Raw genomic sequence first — 14,611 nt, 5'->3', positions numbered from 1 at the left:
GCTAAACACATGGGGAGTGATTAGCGTTGCGTTTACTATTGGCTTTAATCTATTCTTTTTTTGTATTTATCCTGACTTGTACTCAGAATATCACCAAACTTGCCGTTGAGGGACCATCCTTTCAATGGAATCCTGATCCGGATATTATGAGATTCTTTGATTTTCATTCATATCCATTTCATACCCAAGCTTATTTAGTCCAGAAGTCAGGGCATTTCATCGCCTTTTACTTTCTTGCATTCATGATTCATTTTACTATCAGGAAGGGTTCTAGAGGATTTAGTCTTTCAGTCGCTTTTGCGTTGTTTACTGAAATCGCACAACTTTATTTCTCAAGGACAGATTGTTTGCTTGATGTAGGATATGATGTACTTGGAATTTCACTATATTTCATTTTATATACGGTTAATCAAAAAATCATGTTCCTTTCCTCAAAAGCACAAAGTGGATGAAAGGCAATCTAAAAAAGACCTGGCTGATTTCAGCCAGGTCTTATCAGGTATTCATTAGATTTTCGCTGTTTCCTTCTCGTTTTCAATCACTGCCAAACGCTTGGATACTTCTTCCTCCGTCAAACCATGCTCTTTAATGTAGCGGTTTTCGGGGCTATTGCGGCATTCATCCGAGCAGCTTCTCATATACTTATGCTCGTTTTCTTCAGAGCAAAGAATTTTTCGGTTACAAGGCGGGTGGGCACAGTTTACGTAGCGCTCACAAGGTTCACCTGTGTAGTAGTCTTTTCCGACAACGACATGCTCTGTCTGGTTGACCGGAACACCGATACGCTCGTCGAATACATAAAGCTGACCGTCCCATAGCTGACCTTTCACTTCAGGGTCTTGCCCGTAAGTGACGATTCCACCATGAAGCTGTGCTACATCCTCGAAGCCTTCTTTCACTAACCAGCCTGAGAATTTTTCACAGCGGATACCACCTGTACAATACGTGATGATTTTCTTGCCTTCCAGTTTATCTTTATTATCACGGACCCAATTCGGAAGATCACGGAAGTTTTTGATATCCGGCTTCACGGCTCCTCTGAAGTGTCCCAATTCATATTCATAGTCATTACGTGCATCAAGAAGAATCGTATCTTCCTGCTGGATTTGTTCAAAGAAATCCTTTGGCTCAAGGTATTTACCTGTGAGTTCATTCGGATTCACATCATCTTCAAGACGAAGTGTTACGAGCTCTGGACGGTGCTTTACTTTCAATTTCTTGAAGGCATGACCATCAGTTTCGTCAATTTTGAACACAGTGTCCGAGAAGTGAGGATCCTTTCTCATCGCTTCCATATAAGCATCTGTCTGTTCAATCGTACCGGAACATGTTCCGTTGATTCCTTCAGATGAAATCAGGATACGTCCCATAAGGCCAAGCTCCTCGCACAATTGTTTATGCTGGGCCGTAACCTCCTCGGGATTCTCAATGGCTACATAGTTGTAATACAGTAGTACTCGGTAATTTTTCATGTTTATTTCCACCTATCGATATATATTTGCAAGATATAATCTTAGGATTCTGTTCCTTATTACTCTTACGATGTACTATTATAACAAATTTTTAAAGAAATGCATTATGTATGGGTGAGAAAAGCTGGGGATTGTGAGGAAAAGGTGGTGGATATTGGGTATTAGGCTGGGAGATTGGTGCTCATACCGGCTTTGGCGGAGTCTTATGTGCCATATTTGAGATTTATCTGCCGTGTTTCGGATTTGCTTGCCATTTTATGAACTTATCTGCCAAATATCAAATATATCTGCCACCATTCAAAATACGACAAATTTCGCCAGCTTTTCAGGTCATCATCATAACCTAGAAATACAAGCATATAGATACATTAAATTTGAAAATATTTGTTATTTTTGAAAGAATTAGAAGTGAGATGAAAAGTCTAATATAGGGGTTGTCGGTACATATGTTTAGAAAAGTCATGTTGGTTTGTCTCTTTGTCACTTTCAGTCTGTTGGTTGCCGGATGTCAAGAAAAGCCAAAGCCTGATGATCGCTTGCAGGAGTATGTCGATCTTTGGAATAAAGAAAAGTTTGATAGCATGTTCAACGAGTATCTAAACTCGTCAACTAAAGAGTCGTTTAAGAAAGAAGGTTTCGTCACAAGATACAAGGACATTTATGAAGATTTAGAAGTGAAGGATGTAAAGGTAACTTTTAAAAAGCCGGAAAAAGATGTGGACTGGGACAAGGAAACAAAAGCGGGATTTCCTTTGACTATTTCATTCAACACGTTGGCTGGTGAGGTGTCCTACGATAAAGAAATCACTTTAACCAAAGAAAAACAAGGTGAAGATGAAAATTGGTTTGTAGACTGGCAGCCTTCTTTTATCCTGCCGGAAATGGAAAAGGGAGATAAAGTAGGTGTGGAAAGTATATCCGCTAAGCGTGGGGATATACTTGACCGGAATCAACAGCCCCTTGCGATGAATGGAGAGGCATTTGAATTGGGGATTGTACCGAAAGAGTTTAAGGAGAGTGACTTAAAGAAGCTTTCATCCCTGCTTGATATGTCAGCGGAATCGATTCAGGGTAAGCTTGATCAGAGCTGGGTGAAACCGGAATTTTTTGTGCCGATTAAAAAAATTGCCCTCAGCGAACGACCTTTAGCTCTGGAAGTTATTGAATTAGGAGGTCTGTACTCTAAACGGGTGCCTGCAAGGGAATACCCATATGGGGAAGCGACCGCCCACCTGACCGGTTATATTGGAAAACTCACAGCAGAAAAGCTGGAGAAGCTAAAAGGTGAAGGCTATACAGCTCAATCATTGATGGGGCTCAGCGGTGCTGAAGAAGTATATGAAGACCAATTAAGAGGAAACGATGGACAGCGGATTTATTTGAAGAAAGAAGAGTCTGAAGAAGTCGTGACCGTTGCAGAGCAACCGGTGGAAGATGGCGAAAACATCACCTTGACCATCGACGCCGAAATGCAAAAGAAATTATATGAACAAATGAAGAGTGAAGCAGGGACAGCGGCAGCCCTAAATCCTCAAACGGGTGAAGCATTGGCCCTGGTCAGTACGCCCGCCTATGATCCGAATGATTTTGTATTGGGCATGTCCTCTGAAGCATATAAAAAGTTGGCGGACGACCCCAAAAAGCCATTACGTAATCGTTTTCCCATTGCGTATTCACCTGGATCAACCATGAAGGGAATCACTGCTTCCGTTGGATTGAAATCCGGAAAGCTAGATCCAAATAAGATTTATGATATTACGGGGAAGAAGTGGCAAAAGGATGATTCGTGGGGGAAATACAAGGTCGTCCGTGTCTTTGATAATGAAAGTAAGGTGGACTTGGAAAGTGCGTTGAAATTCTCGGATAACATCTATTTTGCCAGAGTGGGATTAGAGATGGGGGCAGATACCTTTATCGCAGGATTAAAGGACTTTGGATTTGGAGAGGAAATTCCATCTTCCTATCCAATTTACAAGTCGCAAATCTCCAATGACGGAACCATCTCCAAAGAAGTCCAACTGGCTGATTCAGCCTTTGGTCAAGGGGAAGTTCTCATGAGCATCGTTCACCTGGCCAGCGCCTATGGAGGAATCATCAACGATGGAAAAATGATGAAGCCAAGACTCTTAATGGACGAAGAACATGAAGTGTGGAAAGAAAAGTTACTGACGAAAGAGCAAGCAGATATGCTAAAAACCGATCTGCGAAAAGTAGTCACTGAAGGAATTGCCGGAAAAGCCAGTGTTAAAGGGAAAGCCATCGCCGGAAAAACCGGTACGGCAGAGATCAAGGCCGAACAGGGAACAACCGGGACTGAAAATGGATTATTTGTATCCTATGACCAGAATGACCCGACGATGTTGCTCGCCGTGCTTCTTGAAGACGTAGAAGAAGCGGGAGGCAGTACGCATACGGTAGAAGTGACGAAAAGATTTTATGATAGCTGGTAAAAAGAAGAAAATAAGAATCAAAACGGTGAGCAGGAAGAGCTCATCGTTTTTTTCTATATAAGGTCCGAAATAAGAGAGGGACGGACCTCTAGAATCAGGAATAGGAGGTCCGTCCCTCTCTTTCATTTTGACATCATGTTCCAACTCTCTCATTAACCACGATTCCGCTTTCAATATGTGCTATGATAGACAAAATGGCCCTAGAGGTTGAAATTCAACAGGAGTGATCAATTTGAATTTGTTTTTAACGGGATCGACAGGTTTTCTTGGTGGGAGGCTCATCAAGAACCTTTTACAACATAAACGTAACGAAGTCTATATTCTAGTAAGAAATGTAGAGAAGGCTGAAAGATTAAGAGACTCCTTTCAAGTGGATGAACAAAAGAGAATTCATATTTTCCAAGGGGATATTACCATTCCCAATGCCGGCTTGAGCAGGGATGATCTTGAATGGTTAACAGGGAAGATCGATGCGATTTATCACCTCGCTGCTCTTGTGAAGTTTGATTTGGAATTACGTGATGAGTTGTTTGCTGCTAATTACGATGGGACTAAGCATATTCTTGAATTGGCTTCACTCCTGCAAGTGAAGAAATTTTATTATGTGAGTACGGCTTACACGGTCGGGAAGCTTAACAAAGGGGTGGAGGAGCTCTATCCGGCTGAGGGAGAATTCCATAACCCATACGAGGAAAGCAAAGTGAAATCGGAGCATCTTGTTTTTTCTTATCGAGACAAAATGGATGTGTCCATTTTCCGCCCAGCTATTATTGTAGGAGATTCTAAAACGGGGGAAGCGGACTCTCAATTCACACTGTACGGATTCATGCGCGCTCTCGGGGTGTTTAAACGTAAGACTGCAAGACGCCGGGGGGAAGAACGGACCTACAGACTCGTTGCGGCGAAAAACGGTACTTCCAATCTTGTACCCGTGGATTATGTGGCGGACATTCTAAGCCTGGCTCCAGAAAAAGCCCAAGCGAACAAAATCTATCATATTACGAATCCGAATCCTCCTGAGAACATCGAGCTTTTGAAAATGTTAAAAGAAGCACTTCAATTTGAAAACTTATCGGTCGTCGAAAACACGGGGGAGTATGAGTTAGATGAAGAGGAAGTAAAGCTTAATAGCTTAATAGATGTGTTCAAAGTGTATTTGGCAGGGGCGTTGACGTTTGATGATCGCAATACTAAAGAGTTGATAGAAAGTACCGGGGTATCTCATTTGGATATGTCGAATGAGACGATTGAGATGATCATACGGACGGGTTGCGAGCCTAACGGTGGAAAAGTTACGGTATAAACAGAATAAGCAAAGCCCCAATGGTACGAGCCATTGGGGCTTTGTATTTTTATAGTGCGGTAACCAATCCGCCATCAACGACAAGGGATTGACCGGTTAAATAAGTGTTGGCGTCTGAAACTAAGAAGGTAATGGCCCGGGCAAATTCTTCAGGCTCGCCGTACCTTCCCATCGGAATAGCTTTTTCACTTTGCTTCTTAAATTCCTCAAGAGAAACATTATGTTTCTCTGCGTTTAATTGATCCAACTGAGCCACTCGTTCTGTTGCGATCCTACCAGGGCCTACCGTGTTGATGAGAATGTGATCCTGGGCCAGTTCCCTTGATAAGCTCTTCGATAACCCGACAATTCCTGTTCTGAAGGTGTTTGATAGTATCAGACCATCAATTGCCTGCTTCGTGGAGGAAGAAGCGATATTGACGATCCGTCCGCCCTTATTCTTTTTCATATGGGGAATAACCTCTCTGATGGTACGGATATAGCTAAGCAGGTTAAGCTCAAAGGCATATTGCCAGTCCTCATCATCGAATTGCTGGAAGCCTCCTGCAGGTGGACCTCCTGTGTTATTGACGAGAATGTCGACTCCTCCAAGTTTATTTACCGCTGTTTCAACGAGTGCTCGAATGTCTGCTGGTTTCGTCATGTCACATGTTGCAAAATAGACTTGGTGATTCCCTGACAGTTCAATGATCTCTTTTGCAGTAGATTGAAGCTCTTCTTCATTTCGACTGGAGATAAGCACGTGAGCCCCTTCTTTTGCAAGCTCAAGTGCCGTTGCTTTACCTAATCCTTTACTGGAAGCAGTGACAATCACTGCTTTATTTTTTAAACCAAAATCCATTAAAGTCCACCTCGTTTAATTGGGAATATTGATCTCCTTCTTCATCGGTTTACCCTTTCCTTGGTAATTCCAAAACAGAACAAAGACGAAGACGGTGAAGCCGATGATATCCGTCATCCAGCCAGGATAGATCAGGAGAAAAGCGGCTGCTGCACTTATCAATCTCATACTGACAGGGATTTTCTTCTTGAAATATCCCTCGATGGAAACCGACAACAGGAACACTCCGATAACAGATGTGACGGTCAGGACTAGAATACTCGTAACAGATGCGTCCACCATCAGCATTTCATGGGAAAACACAAACATAAACGGTACGATAAATCCTGCAATGGCAAGCCTCATCGCCTGGAATCCGGTCTTAGTCGGATCACCGCCACTGATGCCTGCTCCGGCAAAGGCTGCCAGTGCGACAGGCGGAGTGATATTTGCAAAGATCCCAAAGTAGAAGACAAACATGTGAGCAACAAAAACCGCCGTTTCCGTCGACCCGGCCAATTCACGGAACAGTGGCAGCTGTAAAAGGATCGGTGCAGCCATGGTACTCGTGATGATATAGGTTGGGATACTTGGTAAACCCATTCCCAACACGATGGAAGTAACCATTGTCAGCAGTAACGTAATGACGAGCTGAAGGAGCGGGCTGTCGATCATTTCACCAATTCCGACAATGCTGTTGGCGAGCTCCAGTGCAACTCCGGTCAGTGAGGCAACTCCGACGACGATTCCAACAGCACCGCAGGCGACTGCCACCGGAATCGTCGTTTTCGCTCCTTCTTCCAGTGCTTGTACGCAATCCTTTAAGCCAATTTCTTCAGCTTCCAGATCCATTGTTTTTCTAACGAGATTGATGACCAATGGTATCACCACGATCAACAGTAGTTCCCACCATCCGCTTTTAAGAGGAGGGATGCTTCCTCCTGAAAGGACGCCATTCACCTGTGGTTGGAAAATGAAAAATACTCCGAGAAGGGTTGATAACGTCAGAACCTGCTTCGAACCGGAAATGATAATCGTTGCCAAAATCGACCAGAAAGCGGCATAGAACGGTGTTTTTCCTGAGAATAATAAATACAGGAGAATTACCATCGGGATGATTAAATGTCCTCTTTCGGCCAGCACTGCTTTCACCGACGGCAACTCTGATTTTGGTACTCCGTGCAATCCGCGTTTGGATGCTCTAAAGTGCACCTGAAGCAGGATACCGATGTAGAATAGCAGTGCAGGGATGATACCTGCCATGATCACTTTGGTATAAGGAATATTCAGATTCTCTGCCATAATGAAGGCGGCTGCACCCATGATGGGAGGGAGGATCTGCCCACCGACACTTGCCGCTGATTCGACGGCCCCTGCAAATTCTTTCTTATAGCCGATTTTTTTCATCAATGGAATGGTGAAAGCCCCTGTTGTCACGACATTGGCAACAGCCGAACCATTTATGGAACCTAGAAATCCACTGGCAATCACCGCAACTTTAGCAGGCCCGCCTTTTGTGTGTCCTGCAACTGCCAGTGCCAGGTCATTAAATAATTTCCCCATTCCTGAGCGGCTAAGGAATGCCCCGAATAAGATAAAGAGAATGATGTAGCTTGCTGACACGCCGATCGCTGTACCAAGGATCCCCTCAGTAATATATACAAGCTGTGAAATCATTTTCTTTGTCACTGTCAATGTGATTTGAGAATTCAATTCCGGATAGATGGCCAGCTTTACATAGAGACCATAGATTAAAAATCCAAGGGCAAGGAGGGTCAGTCCCCAGCCGGTGACACGCCTTGTCAGTTCGAGAAGAAGGACAATGACGAGTATTCCGACGATGAAATCGGTATCGTTGATCTGTCCCCCCATTTTAATGATTCGCTCCGCACTGAATAACATATAAATACCTACGAATAAGGACAAACCGCTTAAGATATAGTCATAAAAAGGAACAGGGAGGCCTTTCTTTTTACTAATAATAGGGTACAGAATAAATCCAATGGCCATCAATCCATATAAGTGGATGCTTCGCTGCTTTACATCGACTAACGCACCTGCATAAGACGTGTATAAATGGAAGAGAGAAATCCCTGCTGCCAATACTAAAATAAATAGACCGATCACTTTGGGAAACCCGCTTCTCGTATTTCCCTCCCGATCCAACTCTTCCACAGATGTGTTCTTTTGTTTTCTCATCATGAGTCACCTCGCTTAATCATTAACAATCATATAAATCAGTTCATACATAGGGACGGACCCCACGGTTAGTTGGTAGGACCGCTGAGAATCGAGTACTAGAGTTCGTTCGTTTAATGAAATACGATGATTCGTATTCTTACCTGTCTGGAAGCGCAATGTGTCTCCAACCGGTTGATGGATATTCGTCATATACACCCAGCCATCTTTGATATAGGTGTCCTCGCCTGCGTTATCCGGGACACCGGCACCAAACGTTTTGAAACGGGTGGAGGTCAAGTTGATGGTATGATCTTTTATGTGGAAAAATTCTTCCCAATCTTCTTTTTCAACAGAATGTGTCCAGCGGATGGAAAATTCCTTTTGGTTGAAAACAGGCTGCACTACTATATTTTTATTCTCATAGGATAAGACCATCGTGTTCATCGGGAAAATGGCGAGAAGGGTAAGAAGGAGCAAGGCAGAGGCACCCAGGATCCTTTTTCTCATAGATAGAATGAAAAGGGCACCAGGATTGATGCCCTTTCTCTATTATTCCAGTAACCCTTTTTCTTCATAAAACTTCTTCGCTCCCGGGTGCAGGGGAGCAATGAGGCCCTTCGCCATTTCATCCCGGTTCACTTCTTTAAGCGGTGCAACCGCCACTGCGTCTGTTCCTAAGTAGTCGTAGTAGCGTTTTGTTAAGTCGTATACTGTGTCTTCACTTACGTCCTTCGATACAATCAGCATATTCTGGATCCCGACGGTTTCAACTTTCGAAGCCAGGTTATATTTTGCCTCGTCACCTGACTCAATCGTAAATGTTTTATAGAACGGATATTTTTCCATTAGCTTATCAGCAAGATCTCCTTTGATTTCAACAAACGATACATCATTTTGCTGCATTAGGTCAGTAATATTACTGTTCGGTACACCTGAAGTGAAGAATGCAGCATCAAGTGTGCCATTTTTCATTTCCTGTACAGAATCCGCGTACCCTGTGTGAGTGACTTTTTCAAGGTCATCATACGTTAAACCGGCCGCTTCCAAAACTTTCTTCGCGCTTTGTTCCACGCCGGAACCTACCTGACCGACTCCCACTTTCTTACCCTTTAAATCTTCAATACTTTTAATTCCACTATCAGACATAGCGACTACCTGTACAACGTTTTGGTACATGCCTGCAAGAGCCTGAACCTCTACTTTATTGCCTTCGAACTGACCTTTTCCTTCTGCCGCATCATAGGCAACATCGCTCATGACGATCGCCATTTGATTAAGACCATCTGTAATGTTCTGGATATTGGCAACAGAAGCTCCTGTCGATTCTACTGTTACATTCCCGATCGAATCACTTTCCTCGAAAATCGGTTTTAATGATCCGCCAATCGCATAATAAGCACCGGACGTTCCACCTGTCCCGAATACGATTGATTGGCTTGAAGAATCATCGCCACTGCTTGAATCACCACCGCTTGCGCCATCACTGCCACATGCCGCTAGTAGTAATGAAATGATGGCCACCATCGAGATCCATTTTAATTTTTTCATCGTTTCGTCCTCCTTTACGTTACCTATTAAATATGGTAACGCTTACATATTGAAATGAGAATATTTAGAACTTAAAGGACGTTTTGGTCTTTTTGGTCCGGGATTGCGGTTGAGGATAATAAAAAAAGAATGAGGTGTGTCCTCATTCATCCTTACTGCCATTGATATCGATTGATCGGGCGTCCAATACCACCATATTCGATCATGATTTGAACCTGTCCTGATTTCTGTAAGTAGTCTAAATATCTTCGGGCTGTTACACGGGCAATGCCGATTCCTTCAGCGGTTTCTTCTGCTGATAAGGGGCTTTTCTGGTCTTTTATAAATTGTATGATCTGCTGTAACGTTTGCTGGTTCAACCCCTTTGGTAATTCTTCCTTCACCGAGGGGGATTTAATGGTAGAGGGAACAGCCTGAAGCTGATCTAAATCCTGCTGTCCAACCGATCCCTCCCCAGTCATTTGATGTTTAAACAATCGGTATTTCTCAAGAGCTTGTTTCAATCGTTCAAACTTAAAAGGCTTAATGATGTAATCGAATACTCCCAGTCTCATCATCTTCTTGATGGTTTCTTTATCCTGTGCCGCTGATATGACAATTACATCTACGTCTGTATCGTGGTTTCGGAAGCCTTGTAAGGTTTCAAGGCCATTTTGTTTAGGCATAAAGTTATCCAAGAGGACAAGGTCGGGTTGATAGGAAGCAGCCTTTTCCGCTCCTTCCTTTCCATTTCCTGCAACGGCACACACTTTAAAGCCGGGTACCCGTTCTATGAACATTCGATTGACTTCCTGAACCATGGGATCGTCTTCAATAAGTAGTACGTTAATCGGTTCCTTCATGATTGTTCCCTCCATTCATTGGAAAAGTAAGTTGGAACAACGTCCCTTCACCCGGGGTTGACTCCACTTTAATATGACCGTCTGCTTTTTCTATAATGCTATGAATCAAGTAGAGACCGATTCCTGACCCATCATTCCCTTTGGTCGTGTATCCTTTTTGAAATAAGTGGGGAAGCTGTTCTTTCGTCATCCCTGTTCCATTATCTTCTATTTCAATATGAAAAGTGTCAGGGTCTTCTTTTAAATAGACAGTAATGACTTTGGTATATTCTCCGGAATCTTTTAGGGCATAAAAGCTATTTTCAATCAAGTTACCCAAGATGATGACAAAATCATGTTCATCGAGAAGAGGGGGGAGGGTTGATAGGTAGCTATCGGGGTCTATCATTACTTCAATCCCCATTTCATTTCCTCTCCTGATCTTGCCTAATAGTAATCCTGTCAAACTATCAAGCTTGATCTGCCGCGCCAGGGAGGCGGTGAGATGTTCCTCTTCTTGACTGGATTGAAAGATATAATCGAGAGCTTTCTCTCCTTCTTCTAATTGAATCAGACCGGCAACGGTATGTAATTTATTCTGGTGTTCGTGGTTTTGGACCCTCAATGCCTCAACGAATTCTTTCACTCCAGTCAGCTCTTCTGCCAGTTGAGTCATCTCTGTTCGATCCTGAAACACGGCAACGGCCCCGATAATGTTTCCGTTTACCAAGATGGGGACCCTGGAGCTTAGTACAATTTTGTTCTCTAATCTCATTTCTTCATGATAAATCGGTTCCTTCTTGTGTAACACATCCGGTAATTTTGAAGAAGGAAGTACCTCTTGAATGGATTTTCCGGTGGGGTCTCCGTTTAACACCAATATGTCTTTGGCTTTCTCATTAAAGACGGTGATCCTTTTTAAATTATCAATGGCAATGATGCCTTCATTCATGGCTTGAAAAGTAGCGGTCCTTTCCACCAGGAGTTTTCCAATTTGGTGTGGTTCCAGCTGAAAGGTATCTTTCTTTATTTGTCTTGCTAATAACCATGAACCCATGATGCCGAAGAGGAGAGTGATCGCACCTATAATGATAAGTTCATTTTGAAGATTCCTCATTATATCGAGTGTAGAGGGGAGCAGGATGCCTACAATGACCACACCGATTTGTTGGTGCTGTTCGTTCATGATCGGAACAAATCCCCTGACCGCCGTACCGATTTCTCCCTTGGCTGTCGTCACATAACTATGCTCGGCAAAAGCAGGGCCTTCATCCTTTCCGGCAGAGATGGTCCCAAGCTGCTCATCGGACGGGTGTGAGTAACGGATCCGGTTCATATTGAGGACGACGATGTAGTCAGAGCCATTTACAGTCCTGATATTTTCTACAATGGGCTGGATTTCACCCCATCCCCCGGAATCCTCGAGATGGCTCTGAACGGTAGGAAGATTCGCTACCGTCCTGGCTGTTATAAGTGCCTGGTTTCCCAACTCTTCTTTCTTCATTTCAATCGCTTTTCCTACAAATATAATAAATCCAATGATGAGCGCAAACAGGACTACACCAAAGGATAATATCGTCATTTTCCAACGAATGGGCATTTGTTTTCGATTCATTCTGAATATTCCTTCCTCTTCATTCAAAGTTATTGTACCATTTTTAGTAGAACGGAGAGAGGGGAGGTCCAATTATTGAGAACATTTTTCTTTATAGGGTTGTTCATTTTAACAGGGATTGCTACAGCCTATTTTGTTGGATTTCATTCTCAGGCCGGCTTTACCTCGGAATATGATGACGATCAAGAGAAGCTGAAAGATGCCATTGTCATTAAAGTCAGTCATGTTGTTTCCGAAAACACACCGAAAGGAAAAGCAATCAGGCGTTTTAAAGCACTGGTAGAAAAGAATACCAAGGGAAAAGTGAAGGTTGAGATCTACCCGAACGGCTCGCTCTATTCGGATATCAGTGAATGGGATGCTCTTAAAAATAATAATGTTCAAATGATTATCCCCTCCACGTCTAAAGTCTCTGCTTATGTTCCAGCGTATAGTGTATTCGATTTACCCTTTGCGTTTGATAGCTATGACGATGTTCAACGGGCATTTGAGGGGAATATAGGAGAGATATTACTTAAAAAGGTAGAAAAACAAGAAAACGTGAAAGGACTTACTTTTTGGTATAACGGATTTAAACAAATCACCAATAGTCAGCGACCCTTGATCAGGCCAGGTGATTTCAATCGGCTCCACTTCCGTACAATGCCGGGTGAAGTGATAAAGGATCAATATCAAAGGATGGGGGCTGCCGTAAGTCACCTGCCTTTTAATAAAACATACGAGAACTTAGAAGTAGGATTTATAGATGGACAGGAAAATACCATTTCGAATATTTACTCGAAGAAGCTTTATGACCATCAATCCTATCTTACAGTCAGCAATCATACATACTTAGGCTATGTTGTCTTAATGAACGAAGAGTTTTGGGATGAGTTGCCTGAAGAATACCGGGTAGAAATTGAAGAAGCGATGAAGCAAACGACGGAGTGGATTCGCAGGCATTCGATTGAAATCAACGATGATCATATGCGTGAATTAAAGAGAAATACTGATTTGGATATCCACATTCTGTTGAATTCGGAAAAAGAAGAATGGATGAAGAAGCTTGATCCTCTGTATGAAGAATATGAAGATGAAATTGGGAAGGAATTAATGAGGGAGATAAGTGAAAGAAACGGCAGACCTCAGTAAAGGTCTGCCGTATTGTATTCAAAATCGAACTCTTTTAACATTTCATTGGTTTCTTCCAAATCGAATTCTTCAGGATCATGATCACCAAACCGTTCTCTGAAGAACTGGGCGTCCTCGTCCATTTTTTCAGTATTTAATAGAACCTTTAAAGCATGTTGATAGCGATCAATGCCTCCGCTGTCTTCTAAGGGGCAATTTCGCTTTCCTTTTATACAAACGGGGAAGGTCAGTCTTTGGTCCCTTGTGATTTTCTCTAGGAGAATCTGATGTTGCCAATAGTCTCCGAAATCATAGGTATAAGAGATCGTATCTTTCTCACTCACTAAAAAGTTTCCAATGATGGCTATTTTGGAATCACGTGCTAAATCTGAACGAAATTCATATTCTTCGTCAGGGTATTCAAAAACTCCCTGTATTCCCTCGAATGAGTATAAATGTGAATTTGTCCAGCCCATCGATGTTTGGATTACTTCATGAAGCTGATGAAAGGATAATGTATTAGGTATGAGCACCCGTCTCCAGATGGGTGGTTTTGCACCCTTTATCGAAATTTTTAATTGAAAGGTTTTTTTCTCTAAAATCGTGAATTTTTCATCTTCATCAATTTCCTGATACGTTTCCTCATGAAGAATTTGGTTTACATCCGGGGCGAGGAATTGCTCATTTAAGGCAGATTCAAGTCTGTTCTGGTCTTGAGCGGAAAGGTGATTGAATTCATCAGTGGTCTTTACTTTATTGATGAGACGATGCAGGAGATCGTTGCGGTTTAGCATGGGTATCCTCCTTTGGTTTGGGGAAAATAAATGGATACATAAGATTTTATAGTTGGGATGCATCTTGAGGTAGTGTTCACAGAAGAGAAAAGAGTGGGAGTGAAAGGTTCTGAGGCTATTGCTCCATCCCCACCCGTCGTTTTACTTTATGGAGATCTTTTTTGTGATCCCAATTTTCTTTTACCAGAATCGTGATGTTATCCTGGGTATCTTGTTGATTTTCTTCGAGGACGGTCATCCTGGATTCGAGCTTGTCCATACGAGTTTCTAATTTCGCCATATGTGCATTCATATTGTCTTCAAAACGTGTCATTTGCCCTTGCAACTCCCTAATGGCCTGTAAAACTTGATCCATACTATTTGTCACCTCCTTTTCCCATAGTATATCACAGAATCTGGGAATATTGCCTTCATAATCATTGGAAAAAATCTTAACGAACGGATACGGTTTTGCTTTTAAATATGGTAATATAAGAAAATGTAAAGAGAGAAATCAA

General features: G+C 42.6%; 13 protein-coding genes. 4 read left to right on the top strand and 9 right to left on the bottom strand.

Annotated features, from left to right (window positions below; translation table 11 throughout):
- Window positions 1-26 precede the first annotated feature (26 nt).
- Window positions 27-452, top strand: coding sequence for a VanZ family protein (locus ACXAF2_RS09470; protein WP_475138323.1), 426 nt, complete (start codon window positions 27-29; stop codon window positions 450-452).
- Window positions 453-506: 54 nt separating this feature from the next.
- Here ACXAF2_RS09470 and trhO read toward each other — a convergent pair whose 3' ends face one another.
- Window positions 507-1,472 carry an oxygen-dependent tRNA uridine(34) hydroxylase TrhO gene (trhO, locus tag ACXAF2_RS09465; protein ID WP_475138322.1) on the bottom strand — a complete coding sequence of 322 codons (966 nt, stop codon included), beginning with the start codon at window positions 1,470-1,472 and terminating at the stop codon, window positions 507-509.
- Window positions 1,473-1,918: 446 nt separating this feature from the next.
- Between trhO and ACXAF2_RS09460 the strand changes: the two genes are divergently transcribed.
- Both ACXAF2_RS09460 and ACXAF2_RS09455 read left to right on the top strand, forming a co-directional pair.
- Window positions 1,919-3,922 (top strand): penicillin-binding transpeptidase domain-containing protein, encoded by a 2,004-nt coding sequence (locus tag ACXAF2_RS09460; RefSeq protein ID WP_475138321.1) that lies wholly within the window; start codon window positions 1,919-1,921, stop codon window positions 3,920-3,922.
- A 232-nt stretch (window positions 3,923-4,154) separates the two neighbouring features.
- Entirely contained in the window at window positions 4,155-5,225 is a 1,071-nt protein-coding gene (locus ACXAF2_RS09455; RefSeq protein ID WP_475138320.1) for an SDR family oxidoreductase, read from the top strand.
- Window positions 5,226-5,274: 49 nt separating this feature from the next.
- Here the strand turns inward: ACXAF2_RS09455 and ACXAF2_RS09450 are convergent, their stop codons facing one another.
- The 6 genes from ACXAF2_RS09450 to ACXAF2_RS09425 all read right to left on the bottom strand — a co-directional run bounded on the left by ACXAF2_RS09450 (window position 5,275) and on the right by ACXAF2_RS09425 (window position 12,210).
- Window positions 5,275-6,066, bottom strand: coding sequence for an SDR family oxidoreductase (locus ACXAF2_RS09450; protein WP_475138319.1), 792 nt, complete (start codon window positions 6,064-6,066; stop codon window positions 5,275-5,277).
- Between the two features lie 15 nt (window positions 6,067-6,081).
- Window positions 6,082-8,244, bottom strand: coding sequence for a TRAP transporter permease (locus ACXAF2_RS09445; RefSeq protein ID WP_475138318.1), 2,163 nt, complete (start codon window positions 8,242-8,244; stop codon window positions 6,082-6,084).
- A 15-nt stretch (window positions 8,245-8,259) separates the two neighbouring features.
- Entirely contained in the window at window positions 8,260-8,703 is a 444-nt protein-coding gene (locus ACXAF2_RS09440; protein ID WP_475138317.1) for a DUF1850 domain-containing protein, read from the bottom strand.
- A gap of 72 nt (window positions 8,704-8,775) precedes the next feature.
- Window positions 8,776-9,774 carry a TAXI family TRAP transporter solute-binding subunit gene (locus ACXAF2_RS09435; RefSeq protein ID WP_475138316.1) on the bottom strand — a complete coding sequence of 333 codons (999 nt, stop codon included), beginning with the start codon at window positions 9,772-9,774 and terminating at the stop codon, window positions 8,776-8,778.
- A 152-nt stretch (window positions 9,775-9,926) separates the two neighbouring features.
- Window positions 9,927-10,616, bottom strand: a complete 690-nt coding sequence (locus ACXAF2_RS09430; RefSeq protein ID WP_475138315.1) for a response regulator — start codon at window positions 10,614-10,616, stop codon at window positions 9,927-9,929.
- The gene (locus tag ACXAF2_RS09425; RefSeq protein WP_475138314.1) at window positions 10,600-12,210 is read right to left on the bottom strand and encodes an ATP-binding protein; all 1,611 of its coding nucleotides are present in this window, start codon (window positions 12,208-12,210) and stop codon (window positions 10,600-10,602) included. Before ACXAF2_RS09425 ends, ACXAF2_RS09430 begins: the two co-directional genes overlap by 17 nt.
- Before the next feature lie 75 nt (window positions 12,211-12,285).
- Here ACXAF2_RS09425 and ACXAF2_RS09420 point away from each other — a divergent pair, with 75 nt between their 5' ends.
- Window positions 12,286-13,341, top strand: a complete 1,056-nt coding sequence (locus tag ACXAF2_RS09420; RefSeq protein ID WP_475138313.1) for a DctP family TRAP transporter solute-binding subunit — start codon at window positions 12,286-12,288, stop codon at window positions 13,339-13,341.
- Here the strand turns inward: ACXAF2_RS09420 and ACXAF2_RS09415 are convergent.
- Together ACXAF2_RS09415 and ACXAF2_RS09410 are read right to left on the bottom strand one after the other, a co-directional pair.
- On the bottom strand, window positions 13,335-14,114 hold the full coding sequence (locus ACXAF2_RS09415) for a plasmid pRiA4b ORF-3 family protein (RefSeq protein WP_475138312.1): 780 nt from the start codon (window positions 14,112-14,114) through the stop codon (window positions 13,335-13,337). The genes ACXAF2_RS09420 and ACXAF2_RS09415 overlap by 7 nt on opposite strands.
- 115 nt (window positions 14,115-14,229) lie before the next feature.
- Window positions 14,230-14,469, bottom strand: coding sequence for a hypothetical protein (locus tag ACXAF2_RS09410; protein WP_475138311.1), 240 nt, complete (start codon window positions 14,467-14,469; stop codon window positions 14,230-14,232).
- Window positions 14,470-14,611: the final 142 nt, after the last annotated feature.

The organism is Rossellomorea sp. ABR4_004 (genome assembly GCF_056159585.1).
Note: the sequence above shows the minus strand (reverse complement) of the source record. Positions and strands in the feature narration are given on the sequence as shown.

Coding starts and splice junctions, on each gene's coding strand:
- ACXAF2_RS09445 (WP_475138318.1), bottom strand. CDS start 8,244: ATGAGAAAACAAAAGAACACATCTGTGGAAGAGTTGGATCGGGAGGGA.
- ACXAF2_RS09415 (WP_475138312.1), bottom strand. CDS start 14,114: ATGCTAAACCGCAACGATCTCCTGCATCGTCTCATCAATAAAGTAAAG.
- ACXAF2_RS09450 (WP_475138319.1), bottom strand. CDS start 6,066: ATGGATTTTGGTTTAAAAAATAAAGCAGTGATTGTCACTGCTTCCAGT.
- ACXAF2_RS09410 (WP_475138311.1), bottom strand. CDS start 14,469: ATGGATCAAGTTTTACAGGCCATTAGGGAGTTGCAAGGGCAAATGACA.
- ACXAF2_RS09425 (WP_475138314.1), bottom strand. CDS start 12,210: ATGAATCGAAAACAAATGCCCATTCGTTGGAAAATGACGATATTATCC.
- trhO (WP_475138322.1), bottom strand. CDS start 1,472: ATGAAAAATTACCGAGTACTACTGTATTACAACTATGTAGCCATTGAG.
- ACXAF2_RS09460 (WP_475138321.1), top strand. CDS start 1,919: ATGTTTAGAAAAGTCATGTTGGTTTGTCTCTTTGTCACTTTCAGTCTG.
- ACXAF2_RS09435 (WP_475138316.1), bottom strand. CDS start 9,774: ATGAAAAAATTAAAATGGATCTCGATGGTGGCCATCATTTCATTACTA.
- ACXAF2_RS09430 (WP_475138315.1), bottom strand. CDS start 10,616: ATGAAGGAACCGATTAACGTACTACTTATTGAAGACGATCCCATGGTT.